The sequence below is a fragment of the Rhizobium sp. BR 250 genome (assembly GCF_047445855.1).
GTDB lineage: Bacteria > Pseudomonadota > Alphaproteobacteria > Rhizobiales > Rhizobiaceae > Agrobacterium > Agrobacterium tumefaciens_I.
In genome coordinates this window covers 234,363-247,340 of record NZ_JARWKW010000002.1, presented here as the reverse complement: position 1 = coordinate 247,340, position 12,978 = coordinate 234,363, and the positions used below count along the sequence as shown (strand labels likewise).

The 12,978-nt window shown below is 61.1% G+C and carries 15 protein-coding genes; 7 read left to right on the top strand and 8 right to left on the bottom strand.

The window, feature by feature from the left end:
• The first annotated feature begins 7 nt into the window (after window positions 1-7).
• Both QD336_RS04280 and QD336_RS04275 read left to right on the top strand, forming a co-directional pair.
• Entirely contained in the window at window positions 8-766 is a 759-nt protein-coding gene (locus tag QD336_RS04280) for a crotonase/enoyl-CoA hydratase family protein (RefSeq protein ID WP_499169526.1), read from the top strand.
• Between the two features lie 171 nt (window positions 767-937).
• Window positions 938-1,252, top strand: coding sequence for a hypothetical protein (locus tag QD336_RS04275; protein WP_499169524.1), 315 nt, complete (start codon window positions 938-940; stop codon window positions 1,250-1,252).
• Here QD336_RS04275 and QD336_RS04270 read toward each other — a convergent pair whose 3' ends face one another.
• A complete protein-coding gene (locus QD336_RS04270; RefSeq protein ID WP_499169522.1) occupies window positions 1,253-2,503 on the bottom strand; it encodes a class I SAM-dependent RNA methyltransferase in 1,251 nt (416 codons plus the stop codon).
• On the bottom strand, window positions 2,500-3,252 hold the full coding sequence (locus tag QD336_RS04265; RefSeq protein WP_499169521.1) for a TlyA family RNA methyltransferase: 753 nt from the start codon (window positions 3,250-3,252) through the stop codon (window positions 2,500-2,502). The genes QD336_RS04270 and QD336_RS04265 overlap by 4 nt, the downstream gene beginning before the upstream one ends.
• Window positions 3,253-3,527: 275 nt before the next feature.
• Between QD336_RS04265 and QD336_RS04260 the strand changes: the two genes are divergently transcribed.
• On the top strand, window positions 3,528-5,549 hold the full coding sequence (locus QD336_RS04260; RefSeq protein ID WP_499169520.1) for a methyl-accepting chemotaxis protein: 2,022 nt from the start codon (window positions 3,528-3,530) through the stop codon (window positions 5,547-5,549).
• Between the two features lie 81 nt (window positions 5,550-5,630).
• Here QD336_RS04260 and QD336_RS04255 read toward each other — a convergent pair whose 3' ends face one another.
• Window positions 5,631-6,593, bottom strand: coding sequence for a nucleoside recognition domain-containing protein (locus QD336_RS04255; protein ID WP_269342258.1), 963 nt, complete (start codon window positions 6,591-6,593; stop codon window positions 5,631-5,633).
• A gap of 120 nt (window positions 6,594-6,713) precedes the next feature.
• On the opposite strand from QD336_RS04255, the gene QD336_RS04250 reads away from it, so the two are divergent.
• The 3 genes from QD336_RS04250 to QD336_RS04240 are packed head-to-tail and all read left to right on the top strand — an operon-like array spanning window position 6,714 to window position 8,001.
• Entirely contained in the window at window positions 6,714-7,166 is a 453-nt protein-coding gene (locus tag QD336_RS04250; protein ID WP_269342259.1) for an Lrp/AsnC family transcriptional regulator, read from the top strand.
• 38 nt (window positions 7,167-7,204) lie between these two features.
• Window positions 7,205-7,588, top strand: coding sequence for an ACT domain-containing protein (locus tag QD336_RS04245; RefSeq protein ID WP_499169519.1), 384 nt, complete (start codon window positions 7,205-7,207; stop codon window positions 7,586-7,588).
• Between the two features lie 41 nt (window positions 7,589-7,629).
• On the top strand, window positions 7,630-8,001 hold the full coding sequence (locus tag QD336_RS04240) for a nuclear transport factor 2 family protein (RefSeq protein WP_499169518.1): 372 nt from the start codon (window positions 7,630-7,632) through the stop codon (window positions 7,999-8,001).
• Window positions 8,002-8,054: 53 nt separating this feature from the next.
• Here the strand turns inward: QD336_RS04240 and QD336_RS04235 are convergent, their stop codons facing one another.
• Together QD336_RS04235 and QD336_RS04230 are read right to left on the bottom strand one after the other, a co-directional pair.
• Entirely contained in the window at window positions 8,055-8,363 is a 309-nt protein-coding gene (locus QD336_RS04235) for a putative quinol monooxygenase (RefSeq protein WP_499169517.1), read from the bottom strand.
• Window positions 8,364-8,368: 5 nt separating this feature from the next.
• On the bottom strand, window positions 8,369-9,163 hold the full coding sequence (locus QD336_RS04230; protein ID WP_499169516.1) for a helix-turn-helix domain-containing protein: 795 nt from the start codon (window positions 9,161-9,163) through the stop codon (window positions 8,369-8,371).
• 107 nt (window positions 9,164-9,270) lie between these two features.
• Between QD336_RS04230 and QD336_RS04225 the strand changes: the two genes are divergently transcribed.
• Window positions 9,271-9,633, top strand: coding sequence for a nuclear transport factor 2 family protein (locus QD336_RS04225; RefSeq protein ID WP_269342266.1), 363 nt, complete (start codon window positions 9,271-9,273; stop codon window positions 9,631-9,633).
• A gap of 56 nt (window positions 9,634-9,689) precedes the next feature.
• On the opposite strand, the gene dxs is transcribed toward QD336_RS04225, so the two are convergent.
• The 3 genes from dxs to QD336_RS04210 form a co-directional block, all read right to left on the bottom strand.
• Window positions 9,690-11,609 (bottom strand): 1-deoxy-D-xylulose-5-phosphate synthase, encoded by a 1,920-nt coding sequence (dxs, locus tag QD336_RS04220; protein WP_499169514.1) that lies wholly within the window; start codon window positions 11,607-11,609, stop codon window positions 9,690-9,692.
• Window positions 11,610-11,698: 89 nt separating this feature from the next.
• The gene (locus tag QD336_RS04215) at window positions 11,699-12,622 is read right to left on the bottom strand and encodes a pirin family protein (protein ID WP_003494197.1); all 924 of its coding nucleotides are present in this window, start codon (window positions 12,620-12,622) and stop codon (window positions 11,699-11,701) included.
• 101 nt (window positions 12,623-12,723) lie between these two features.
• Window positions 12,724-12,978: an exodeoxyribonuclease VII small subunit gene (locus QD336_RS04210; RefSeq protein ID WP_499169512.1), complete on the bottom strand. Its 255-nt coding sequence runs from the start codon at window positions 12,976-12,978 to the stop codon at window positions 12,724-12,726.

Below are 12,978 nucleotides of genomic sequence, written 5' to 3'. Positions count from 1 at the left end.
GTTTCAGATGTCGGACGATCACATTCTCGTCGAGCGGGTCGGCCATGCGCCGGAGGTTCTGACCATCCGCTTCAATCGGCCGGAAAAGAAAAACGCCATCACCGATGCCATGTATCTGCGCATGGCCGAGGCATTGCATGCCGCCAATGCGAATCCCGAAATCCGGGTGGTCGTATTTCTCGGCACGGAAGGCTGCTTTTCCGCCGGCAACGACATGGCCGATTTCCTGGCCTTCGCCATGTCCGGTGGCAAGGGCAAGCTTGCGGCACTCGAACTTCTGAAAGCGCTCGTCGCCTTCGAAAAGCCGCTGGTATCCGGCGTGGATGGGCTCGCCATCGGCATCGGCACGACGCTCAATCTTCATTGTGACCTGACGGTTGCCGCCAGCCGCAGCCTGTTCAAGACGCCTTTCGTGGATCTGGCACTGGTGCCGGAAGCGGCCTCCAGCCTGCTCGTGCCGAAGCTCATCGGCCACCAGCGCGCCTTTGCGCTGCTGGCCATGGGCGAGGGTTTTTCCGCCGAACAGGCATGGCATGCCGGGCTGATCTGGAAAGTCGTCGCCCCCGAACATGTGGAGAGCGAATCGCTGGCGCTCGCCACCCGGCTCGCCGCCAAACCACAGCAGGCGCTGAAGATCGCCCGCGATCTGGTGCGCGGCAACCCGGACGATGTTCTTGCCCGCATCGAAGAAGAAGGCCGCCATTTCATCGCGCAGCTGCAAAGTTCGGAAGCGCGCGCCGCCTTCGAGGCCTTCATGCGCCGTTGAGCGCGCACAAGACGACGGGACGTTGCTTGTCATTCGGGAGTGCGCGCCACTTGTTTCTTCTCCCCGCGGGAGAAAAAACAGGCGGCATCCCCTGCGTTCGAAGCCCTGTGCTTGTGAATGCGGATTATGTATGGTCGCGCCAACCGGTCCAGTAAAGGTGAAGGCCTCCGCATGCGTCACGTCGTTTTTGTTCTGTCCGTCTTACTCTCCGCCGTAACCGTTGCAGAAGCGGCCGTGACTGCGCCTTTGTCGGTTTCGAGCAGCGACGTCATCCTGGCGCAGTCCGCGGATGACGATAGTCCGAATTTTTATTCCGGCAATAATCGTGACCACCAGCGCCGCGCCCGTTTCGTCTGCGTCATCACCCCGCCGGAAAGCGCCAATCGCCGCCGGCCTTATATCTGCCCGCTGGAACGGGGTCGTGTTGGCGGTTCCTGCCGCTGCTCGGGCGTGGTCGGCAATGGCACGGTCGATACGGCCTGGTGATCATTTCTCCAGTACCGCCACGGCTTCCACATGCGGCGACCACAGGAACTGGTCGACCGGCGTGACGCGGGTGATGCGATAGCCGCCTTCCGTGAGGATGGCGAGATCGCGCGCGAGCGTCAGCGGATTGCAGCTTACCGCAACGATCTTCTTCACCGTGCTGCGGGCGAGTTCCTTGCACTGGAATTCCGCGCCGGCGCGCGGTGGATCGAAGACGACGGCATCGTAATTCTTGAGTTCGCTGACCATCAGCGGCCGGCGGAAGAGATCGCGCTTCTCGACGCTCACCGGCTTCAGGCCCTGCGTGTTGCGGGCGGCGAAATCCAGCGCCTTCAGCGGCTTGTCTTCCGCTTCCACCGCATGCACCTTGCCGACGCGCGCAAGCCGCAGCGCAAATGTGCCGGAACCGCAGAAGAGATCTGCAATGCGTTTGGATTTGCCGACATGGGCAAGCACAAGCTCGGCCATGGCATCTTCCGCCTGCTTCGTCGCCTGCGTGAAACCGCCGGCCGGTGGCGAAACCGGAACGCCGCCGAATTCGATGATCGGCTTTTGCGGTTCGATCAGGATTTCACCCGAGAGTGAAACGCGGGCAATGCCGCGCATGGCAAGCACCGTTTCCGTGAGCGTGCGTCGCTGCTTGTCGCTGACCGATTTGATGCCCTCGACGGAAATATCGAGACCGGAGAGCGTTTCGAGAACGGTGATGCGGAACGGCTCGGCATTCGCCACCATGGAAAGGCCGATGGCGCGGATGGCATCGAGCCGCGAGACGATGCCCGGTGAAGTCACGGGACATTCCTCGATGGCGACGATGTGATGGCTGTTCGCTTGGCTGAAACCGAGCAGCAGGCCCTTTTCCGTCCTGCGGGCGGCAAACACCGCACGACGGCGCTCGCCGGGGCGACAGATGACGAGATCGTCCACCGGCGGTGTCAGGCCCTTTGATTTCAGTGCCGAGACCACCAGCTCCCGTTTGAAGGCATGGTAAGGCTGGTCGGCAAGATGCTGCAGCGAACAGCCGCCGCAGGTGCCGTTCTTGCCTTCGGGGCCGAAATGGCGGCAGGCGGGCTCGCGGCGATCCGCCGAGGCTTCGGCTATCGACATGACGGTGCCATGATCCTTCACCTTGGCGATGGCCACCGTTTCGCCTGGCAGCGCGAAGGGCACGTAGACCGGGCCGTCGGGACAGTGGGCGATGCCATCGCCCTGCGCGCCGAGGCTCTTGATGGTGACGGTCTGTGTGCTCATGGCTTTTCGCCTCCGAGAAGAAATTCGAKATTGCCGTCGCCGCCGGAAATCGGCGAGGGAATGAGGCCGAGGCTTTTCCAGCCCATGTCTTCAACGAGCCAGCGTTCCAGCTCTGCCGCAACGGCAGGCGCGGTTTCGGGCTCCTTCAGAAGCCCGGCCTTGCTGATGGCATCGCGCCCGGCTTCGAATTGCGGCTTCACCAGCAAAGCCGCCAGAGCGCCGGTTTCGGCAAGCTCAAGCGCCGGGGCCAGCGCAAGCTTCAGCGAAATGAACGAAACATCCGAGACGATGAAAGTGACGGGCCTGTCGTCCAGGTCTTCCGACGTCAGAGACCGCGCATTCAGCCCTTCGAGATTGGTTACGCGCGGGTCGTTCTCGATCCTCGGATGCATCTGCCCGTGGCCGACATCGATGGCGGTGACGTGTTTTGCGCCCCGCTCGAGCAGCACCTCGGTAAAGCCGCCGGTCGATGCGCCGACATCGAGACAGTCCTTGCCCGATGGATCGAGCCGGAAATGATCGAGTGCGGCCACGAGCTTGAGGGCTGCGCGGGAAACGTAGGCCTGCGCCGGGTCGCTGATGGCGATTTCGGCATTTCCGGCGACAGTCTGGCTGGGTTTGGTGACGATTTTGCCGTTCACACTCACGGTGCTGCGCGAAACCGCGTCGCGCGCACGCGAGCGGCTGGCGAAGTGGCCGAGCGATACAAGAAGCTGGTCAAGCCGTTCATTTTCAGATGTTTTGGACATGGTCCCGTGTCAATGACCGTCAAACTCCGCCGATGCAAGCGATTTATCGCGGGGAAGGGGTTGTCGGCGTGCGCCATCGCTGCGGAAGGCGCTGTTGCACCGCAAAATGAGAAAGTTCGATTAATCCAATATAAAGGCTTGTATTGCACTTTGTCCGCAAGGCCTGTGCGGCCACCGGAACCCCGCCATGATGGCATCTCCTTCCATTCCTTAAATTGCGACCGTTGCAGCGCAGACGCCTGCTTCGAGGCATCGGGTCGCCGAGAGAGTTTGCGATGTCGTTGAAAAATCTCCCCATTAACCTGAAGCTCATAGCCACCTTCTGTGCCTTGATGAGCGTGTGCCTGCTCGCTTCCGCGGTCGTGTTCTGGCAGACGTTGGGGAGCGAGCGTGTCACGCTCGAAAACAACGAGACCAAGGATATCATCCAGGCCGTGGATGGCGCGACGGCTGCCATGCTGGAACAGGCCGTCAACCAGCGCGGCTTCCTGCTGTTCCGCAGCGACAGCACCTATAATGATGTGTTCGCCCAGCGCGACCTGATGCTGAAGAAGCTCAATGAAGCCCGGGCTCTCGCCGCCGGCCAGTCGGATATCCTGAAATCTATCGATGATATGGAAAAATCTGCTACCGTGTTCTTCAAGGAACTGGCGGAACCGCAGATCGCCGCCCGCAAGACGACGGAAGCGCCGATTTCCGAAATCATCGAGATCGGCCGTAACCAGGCGAAGGGCCAGCTCGATGGCTTCCGCGCTTCCGCTGCCAAGATCAAGGATCAGCTGAACGGCCTGTCGGCCGTCTATGCGGCCGAGCAGCAGGCCGCGGCCCTCAATCTCAAATACGCCCTTCTGGGTGGTGGCGCCGTTGCCGGTCTCCTGGCCGTCGCCCTCATCTGGGCGCTGTCGCGCTCCATCGTCACGCCGATCGTCGGCATGACGGCGGCGATGAGCCGGCTTGCCGATGGCGACATGACCACGGAAGTTCCGGCTGTCGATCGCGGTGACGAAGTCGGCAAGATGGCGAAGGCCGTTCTGGTCTTCAAGCAGGCCGGGCTGGAAAAATCCCGCCTTGCCGGCGAAACCGAGCGCATGCGCTCGGCAACCGAGGCCGAACGCCGCCGCAACGAGGAAGAAAAGGCAAGAGACGAGGCCGCAAGCGCCTTCGCCAGCGCCGAGCTTGGCAAGGGTCTTGCCGCCCTTGCGGATGGTGATCTTTCCTATCGCATCGAAACGCCTTTTGCGCCTGCCATCGATCCTGTCCGTCTCAATTTCAACGGCGCTGTCGACAAGCTGCAGCAGGCGCTGCGCACGGTCGGCGAAAATGCCGCCGCCATCAATGCGGGTGCTTCGGAAATGTTGTCGGCTGCAGACGACCTGTCCCGCCGCACCGAACAGCAGGCGGCGTCCATCGAGGAAACCGCCGCAGCACTGGAAGAAGTCACCACCACCGTGCGTGATAGCGCCCGCGGCGCGGAAGATGCCGGCAATCTGGTCCAGCGCGCCCGTGCCGGTGCGGAAAAGTCCGGCGTCGTGGTCCGCAAGGCGGTTGCCGCCATGCGCGAGATCGAGAAATCCTCGGGCGAGATCGGCAATATCATCGGCGTGATCGACGACATCGCCTTCCAGACCAACCTGCTGGCGCTGAATGCCGGTGTGGAAGCGGCCCGTGCCGGGGATGCCGGCAAGGGTTTTGCGGTGGTTGCGCAGGAAGTCCGTGAGCTTGCCCAGCGTTCCGCCAATGCCGCCAAGGAAATCAAGACGCTGATCGGCGCTTCCAGCCAGCAGGTGGAAAACGGCGTCAATCTGGTCGACGAGACCGGCAAGGCGTTGGAACTCATCGTCGCGGAAGTCGAAGAGATCAACGCCCATGTCAGCGCCATCGTCGTTGCCGCCCGCGAACAGGCGACCGGCCTGCAGGAAATCAATACGGCCGTGAACACCATGGATCAGGGCACGCAGCAGAACGCCGCCATGGTGGAGCAGCAGACCGCCGCCAGCCATTCCTTGGCCCGCGAGGCGGAAGCGCTGAACAGCCTGCTCGGCCAGTTCAGAATGGACGGTATGCGCGCTGCTGTCGCGAGTGCCGGCGGATATTCGGCGCCGCGTCAGTCCTCCGCCAAGCCCGCCTTCCAGCCCGCGCCCGCCGCACCGATGCGCAAGGCGCCGGTGAAGCCTGCCTCCGCAGCTGCGCGGCCTGTCGCTTCTCCCGCCCGCGCGCTTGGCCAGAGCCTTGCCCGCGCCTTTGGCGGTGCCGCCGAGGCACCGGCCGCGAAGGATCAGGACTGGACGGAATTCTGAGATCGTCTTTCAGACTGAGTAATGGAAAACGGGGCCGCAAGGCCCCGTTTTTTTGCATCAGCTCTTGAGACGGGGACATAGTTACGTTCCCTGCAACCGGAACATCCGCGCGAAAAACTGCTCATCGGACAGTCGGTGAAGCAGGGCGGCAATAACGGCGGTTGCCGCAACGGCGAAAACAAGCCGCCCGACGAGAACACCATAGACATCGGCGCCCAGCGACATCACCACCAGCGTGTCTTCGATCACGCTATGGGCAAAGCCCATGAACACGCAGGAGAGAAACACCTGGCGTGGTGAGACCGCCCCCGATTGCGCCTCGCGGATCAGGAAACCCGCGCCATAAGAAATCCCCAGAAACAGGCCGATGGCGGTGAGATGTTCCGCCTCGCCGCGAATACCGGCAAGACGCAGGAGCGGTGAAAGCGCCTTCATCATCAGCGCCAGCAGGCCGGTCACGCGAAGGATTTCAAGTCCGAACGACAAAGCGAGAAGGATGACAAACATCCAGACCATGGTTTCCCCAAGGCCGAGGAAATAACCCGTCCAATCGGGTGTGGCGCCCATTGCGATCCAGGCCGGGTTCACCGGGGCGGACAGCCATCCCGTGGCTTCCAGAATCTGGTGCAGGAGAAACGCATAAAGCAGGCCGCCGGCGATGCGCAGCAGCGTGGAAACGAGCATGCCCGGTCCCGCCTTGGCGATGATCTTCTGTTCGATGGGCAGGGCATGCGCAAAGAGGATGAGTGCGGAAAAAACGGTGATATCCGCGACGCTCAATGACGATGCGGGAACGAGGGTGAAGATGAGCGGCACCGCCCCCCATATGCCGACCAGCATGGCCGTCAGCCAGGCAAGACCGAGCTCCGGGGGAAGTCCGATAAGGTTCATGACGGGCGCAAAGGCAGGTGCCACCGCCTCGATTGCCCCCATTCTCGATAAAACTTCGGTCAATATGGCGATCGGAACCGTGATCCGCACGAGCACCCAGTAAATTCCGAGCGTTTCCCGCGTTTTCTGCCGGACGGTTGCGAAAAATGGCATGTGAGACTCCCTGAAGGTTTGTCCCTTTTCTCTAGGCTGAAGCCATTCGCATTTGTGGTCAAAGATTGCACTATCTTGCAATTTTATTGCAAATTGGCCGCAGGTGGATATGCTGCCGGCATGGATCGGATCGACCTGAAACTTTTGAATCTTTTGCAGAACGATGCATCGCGCACCAATGTGGATATGGCCGATGAGGTGGGGCTGTCCCCTTCCAGCTGCCTGCGCCGCCTGCAACGGCTGCGCAAATCGGGCGTGATCGACCGCATTGTCGCGATCCTCAATCCCGCCAAGGCGGGGCGCGTTCTCAAGGCGCTGGTGACGGTGGAGCTGAAACTGCATGGAGAGCAGCATATGCGCCGCTTTCTGGATATTGCGAGCGCCGAAGAGGCGGTGTCGCAAGCCTATGCGGTCACCGGCGCGAGCGATGTCGTGCTGATGCTGCGGCTGCGCGACATGGAGGAATTCGACGCGCTCTGCGACCGGCTGTTCCGCGACCAGCACAATGTCGCGCGCTTCTTCACCATGGTCGTCATCAAGACGGCGAAAGAGGAAACCGCGATCCGGCTTTAACCGGAACCGTCGCGGTTTTTCAGAAAGGTAATTTCCAGATGGCGCCTCGCGTTAAACTGAAAATTCTGGATGGTTCCTATGGAATTGCCCGGCTTGCTGCGTCCGAGGCCATTCCGGCATGGGCCGATGGTGGCGGGTTTGTCAGTATCACCCGGACCGATGATGAACTTTCCATCGTCTGCAGGAGAGATCGCATACCGCAGGATGTGCGGGTTGATCAGGGTTGGTCGTGTTTCAAGTTTCAGGGTCCGTTTGCCTTTGATGAGACCGGCATCGTTCTGTCGGTCATCGAACCGTTGTCGACCAATGGAATAGGAATATTCGTGGTTTCGACTTTCGATGGCGACCACCTGCTGGTGAAATCGAATGATCTGGAGAAAACGGTCGACCTCTTGGCAAATGCAGGGCATTCACTCATTTAAAAATCCATTTTGCCACGACGGCTTTTCTGAAGAGGTGCGTTTTGAACAGTGAAATCGAACTCCCGGTGCAACAGCAGCTGGAGGCCTATAATGCCCGCGACATCGATGCATTCATGGCCTGGTGGGCGGATGATTGTCAGTATTATGCCTTCCCGGCGACGCTTCTGGCAGGAAGTGCGGCAGAGATACGAGCGCGCCACATCGAGCGCTTCAAGGAGCCGGATTTGCACGGGGAACTGCTGACGCGCGTTATTGTCGGAAATCTCGTCATCGACCACGAAACGGTCACGCGGAACTTTCCGGAAGGAAAGGGAGAGGTCGACGTTGCCTGCATTTATGAAGTCGAAAACGGCAGGATCGCCAAGGCGTGGTTCAAAATAGGCGAGCCGCGGATATTGTCGCAAAAATCCTAACGTGGGCAGAGGACCCGCGCCTCGTGCGCGGGGCCTCTTCGCGGTCCATTTTGTTATGCCGCGTGATCGGCCCGCATGGGATGCCAGACGGAAATATCCCGCGGCGCATCCAGAAGATCGGGCAGGGCGTCATGCCATGCCTGCCGATAGGGGCGGTGGATCTGAACGTCGATGACGTCCTGATGGTCGCTCCAGGTCTCGTGCAGCAGGAAGCGGTTCTCGTCTGCGCCATCCCGGTGCAGGGTTGCGTTCAAGAAGGTCTTTTCGTGCCGCATGGCGTCGAGCAGCGCGTTCAGCAATTCTAGAAAACGCTCGCGCTGGCCGGGGCGCACCTGAAAGCCAATGAGATAGGTGGTGTGCACGGGTCTTACTCCTTGGTGCCTTGCATCAGTGCCGCGCGGGTTGCAGCATCGGCGGGGTAGAAACATTCCAGCACCAGTTCCGACAGCGTCACATCCGTCGCCGTGCCGAAAACCGTTGTGGTTGAAATGAAGCTCAGGATAGCGCCCGAAGACGGATCACGAAGCTGGAGCGGTATCGCCAGCGGATCTGCCCCGGCGGCATGGGCAGAAAGCTTCGGTGCGGGATAGACCGCAAGCTCCGCATGCAGGCGGGAAAGCACCACGTCTCCGGTTTCTTCCACCTGTCGTTTCAGCCGTTCAAGCAGATGGTGACGCCATTCGGCAAGGTTGACGATGCGGGAACTTAAGCCATCCGGATGCAGGCTCAGCCGCAGTGCGTTCAGTGGCGGCTGAAGCAGGTCCCGGGAAACGCCGGCGAGCAGCGACGTGATCGCATCATTGGCAAGGACAACATTCCAGTGCCGGTCGACGGCAAGGGCGGGGAAGGGCATGTGCCCATGCACGACGGTTTCGACGGCTTGCCGGGCTGCCGCCATATCCGGCGCATCCAGCGATCGTTCGGAATGGACAGGCGCATAACCCGCCGCCAGCATCAGCCGGTTGGCGGCGCGGGCGGGCATTGAAAGCTGTTCCGCCAGCCTCACCAGCATTTCGCGGCTGGGGGACGAGCGCCCGCTTTCGACAAAACTCAGGTGACGTGCGGATATTTCAGCCTCTACCGCCAGATCGAGTTGGCTCAATCTGCGACGGGCTCGCCATTCCTTCAGCACCTGGCCGACATGTTCTCGATGATGTGTCATGCCCCGCAACCTAGCAGAAGATATCGCCAATGCGATTACCTCGCAGGTAATTGTTCCGCTTCCCCATCCCCGCCATGCTCAGGCCGTCAACCCAAAGGAGCGCAATCATGACACAGCATCTCGCAATCGCCGAAACCTATCTCGCGGTCTGGAACGAGGAAGACGGCGAACGCCGCAGGCAGCTGATCGGCAAGGCATGGGCGGAAACGGCCCGTTATATCGACCCCCTGATGCAGGGTGAGGGCCAGAAGGGAATAGCCGCAATGATCGAGGCGGCGCGGCAGAAATTTCCGGGTTATCGCTTCGTGCTCACCGGCACCCCAGATGGCCACGGCGATTTCACCCGTTTCTCATGGCGCCTGATTTCGCCCGATGGAGACGATGTCGCTGGCGGTACCGATGTCGTCAGCCGCGATGCCGACGGACGGATCGACAATGTCGTCGGTTTCCTTGATGGCGCGGCGGCATAAAACAGTGACGAGGGGCGGGATCATCTGCCCGCCTCCTTCACCTCGGGAAGCTTGCTTCAGCCAGCAAATCCCACACCGGCCTGACGCTGGCCAAGCGCATCGAACACGGTGGAAACGATGCCGGCGCGGTCGAGGCCGGCATTGGCATACATGGTCTCGGGCTTGGCCTGTTCCACCCACTGGTCGGGCAGGGTCAGCGTCCGGACCTTGGGTCCATGGTCGAGCAGACCGGCGCTGGCCATGAAATGCAGCACATGCGCGCCAAAACCGCCAACGGAACCTTCCTCGATCGTCACCAGAACCTCGTGATGGGCGGCAAGCTGGCGGATAAGGTCGAGATCGAGCGGCTTGGCGAAGCGCGCATCGGCAACCGTGGTGGAAAGACCGGCGGCATCGAGATCTTCGGCGGCCGCAAGACATTCCGCCAGCCTGGTGCCGAAGGAAAGGAGCGCAACCTTGGTGCCTTCCTTGATAATGCGACCCTTGCCGATCTGAAGGATCTCGCCGCGTGCCGGCATTTCGACACCGACACCTTCGCCGCGCGGATAACGGAAGGAAATCGGGCCTTCATCGTAAGCCGCCGCCGTGCGGACCATATGTTTCAACTCCGCCTCGTCGGCCGCCGCCATCACCACCATGCCGGGCAGGGTGGCGAGGAACGTCGTGTCGAAGGAGCCGGCATGGGTCGGTCCATCCGCGCCGACAAAACCGGCGCGGTCGATGGGGAAACGCACGGGCAGGCTCTGGATCGCCACATCATGTACCAGCTGGTCGTAACCGCGTTGCAGGAAGGTGGAATAAAGCGCGCAGAACGGCTTGTAACCGTCAGCCGCGAGCCCGGCCGCAAAGGTGACGGCGTGCTGCTCGGCAATGCCGACATCGAAGGTGCGAGACGGGAAAAGCTCGGCCATCTTGTCGAGGCCGGTACCATTCGGCATGGCGGCCGTCACACCGATGATCTTGTCGTCGAGGGTGGCTTCCTGGATCAGCGCTTCGGCAAAGACGCTGGTATAGCTCGGCGCATTCGGCTTGGCTTTCGCCTGCGCGCCGGTGATGACGTCGAACTTGTTGACGCCGTGATATTTATCCGCTGCCGCTTCCGCCGGCGCGTACCCCTTGCCCTTCTGCGTCACCACGTGGATGAGGACGGGGCCTTTCTGGTTGTCGCGCACATTGCGCAGCACCGGCAGCAGGTGATCGAAGGAATGACCGTCGATCGGGCCGATGTGATAGAAACCAAGCTCCTCGAACAGCGTGCCGCCGGTCACGTAACCACGCGCATGGGTCACGGCGCGGGTAATGGCGCGGTCGATGGTCTTGCCGAGATAGGCCGTCAGTTTCTTGCCGAAATCGCGAAAGCCCATATAGGTGCGGCCGGAGGCAAGACGCGCCAGATAGGCGCTCATCGCGCCCGTCGGCGGCGCAATCGACATATCGTTGTCGTTGAGGATGACGATCAGCCGCGCATCGAGCGCGCCGGCATTGTTGAGCGCCTCAAACGCCATGCCGGCCGACATGGAACCGTCGCCGATTACGGCGATCACCTTGCGGTCGCTGCCATCGAGCCCTGCCGCCACCGCCATGCCCAGACCGGCGGAAATGGAAGTGGAGGAATGGCCGGCGCCAAAATCGTCATATTCGCTTTCGGCCCGCCGGGTGAAACCGGAAAGCCCGTCCTCCTGCCGCAAGGTACGGATGCGATCACGCCGGCCGGTCAGGATTTTGTGCGGATAACATTGATGGCCGACATCGAAGATCAGCCGGTCTTCGGGCGTGTTGAAAACCTTGTGAATGGCAATCGTCAGTTCCACCACGCCGAGGCCGGCGCCCAGATGGCCACCGGTTTTTGACACGGCATCAATCATCTCGTCGCGCAGTTCCCGTGCCAGTTCCGGCAGGTCGCGATCATCGATCTCCTTGAGATCGGAGGGAAAATTCACCCGGTCGAGCAATGGTGTCTGTGGCATTCCGGTCAATCGTTCGGCCTTTTCTGGTGGTCCGCAGGGCAACCTCCGCCGCGAAAGCCGGCGGGTCAGCCCTGCATGTCGTACACTTCTATAGAATTTCAACCTTCCGGCAAAGGGACAAACTCTTCTTCGTCGCCGGGAACGATATCGAAGCGTCCGGTTCTCCACTCCTGTTTGGCCTGTTCTATGCGTTCTTTTGATGACGAAACGAAGTTCCACCAGATGTAACGGCGCTGGTTGAGCGCCGCTCCGCCGAAGATCATGATGTGACAGCCATTGCTGCCGGCCTGCAGCGTGATGTCGTCACCCGGCCGGAAGACGAGAAGCTGGTCGGCGGCGAAGATATCGCCGGCCACATCGAGCGAACCGGACAGAATATAGATCGCCCGTTCCTCATGATCGGCGGAGAAGGGGAATTTCACGCCCGGCTCTAGGGTCAGGTCGACATAAAGCGTATCGGTAAAGGCCGAAACGGGGGAGGTGAGGCCTTCGAATTCGCCGATCACCACCCGGCCGGAAGCGCCCCTGATATCGATCAGCGGCATGTCTTCTTTCGCCGTATGGGCAAAGGCCGGGGCGATTTCTTCCATATGGTCGGGCAGGGCAAGCCAGGTTTGCAGGCCGGACATGGAGAGCGGATGTCCGCGCAGGTTTTCCGGCGTGCGTTCCGAATGCACGATGCCACGCCCGGCCGTCATCAGGTTGATGTCGCCGGGACGGATGACGAGTTCGGTGCCGAGACTGTCGCGATGCTTGATTTCCCCGTCGAACAGATAGGTGACGGTGGAAAGCCCGATGTGTGGATGCGGTTTGACGTCCAGTGCCTCTCCCGCCTTCAGGATCGCCGGGCCCATGCGGTCGAAAAAGATGAAGGGACCGACAAGCCGCCGCTGCCGCGTGGGCAACGCGCGACGCACCGCAAAGCCGCCAATATCGCTGGTACGGGGAATGATGAGGTTCTCGATGGCATCGCAGGCAAAAGCATCACCCGCGACAGGATCGTTACCGGGAAAGAAGGACATGGCTTGCTCCTCGTAGCGTTACACGAAAGCTTACCACGAACGGAACGGGGTGGGAGCGTCGGAATGGTGAACGCAGCGTCACACCGTTCAACAGGACGTGTTTACTCCCCGTCGAGCGGCTCCACACCCTGCGGCTTGCCCGCACGGTCGAGGCGGATCTTCTCGATTCGCTTCTCGGCGGCGTTCAGGAGCGTCTCGCAGTGCTTCTTCAGGGCTTCGCCGCGGTCATAGATGTCGATAGATTCATTGAGCGCAACATCTCCGCGTTCCAGGCGGGCGACAATGCTTTCCAGCTCGGCGACGGCCTTCTCGAAGGAGTATCCGCTTATATCGGCTGCGTTGGCATTTTCCGTCAT

Coding starts and splice junctions, on each gene's coding strand:
- QD336_RS04280 (WP_499169526.1), top strand. CDS start 8: ATGTCGGACGATCACATTCTCGTCGAGCGGGTCGGCCATGCGCCGGAG.
- QD336_RS04275 (WP_499169524.1), top strand. CDS start 938: ATGCGTCACGTCGTTTTTGTTCTGTCCGTCTTACTCTCCGCCGTAACC.
- QD336_RS04270 (WP_499169522.1), bottom strand. CDS start 2,503: ATGAGCACACAGACCGTCACCATCAAGAGCCTCGGCGCGCAGGGCGAT.
- QD336_RS04260 (WP_499169520.1), top strand. CDS start 3,528: ATGTCGTTGAAAAATCTCCCCATTAACCTGAAGCTCATAGCCACCTTC.
- QD336_RS04255 (WP_269342258.1), bottom strand. CDS start 6,593: ATGCCATTTTTCGCAACCGTCCGGCAGAAAACGCGGGAAACGCTCGGA.
- QD336_RS04250 (WP_269342259.1), top strand. CDS start 6,714: ATGGATCGGATCGACCTGAAACTTTTGAATCTTTTGCAGAACGATGCA.
- QD336_RS04245 (WP_499169519.1), top strand. CDS start 7,205: ATGGCGCCTCGCGTTAAACTGAAAATTCTGGATGGTTCCTATGGAATT.
- QD336_RS04230 (WP_499169516.1), bottom strand. CDS start 9,163: ATGACACATCATCGAGAACATGTCGGCCAGGTGCTGAAGGAATGGCGA.
- QD336_RS04225 (WP_269342266.1), top strand. CDS start 9,271: ATGACACAGCATCTCGCAATCGCCGAAACCTATCTCGCGGTCTGGAAC.
- QD336_RS04215 (WP_003494197.1), bottom strand. CDS start 12,622: ATGTCCTTCTTTCCCGGTAACGATCCTGTCGCGGGTGATGCTTTTGCC.
- QD336_RS04210 (WP_499169512.1), bottom strand. CDS start 12,978: ATGACGGAAAATGCCAACGCAGCCGATATAAGCGGATACTCCTTCGAG.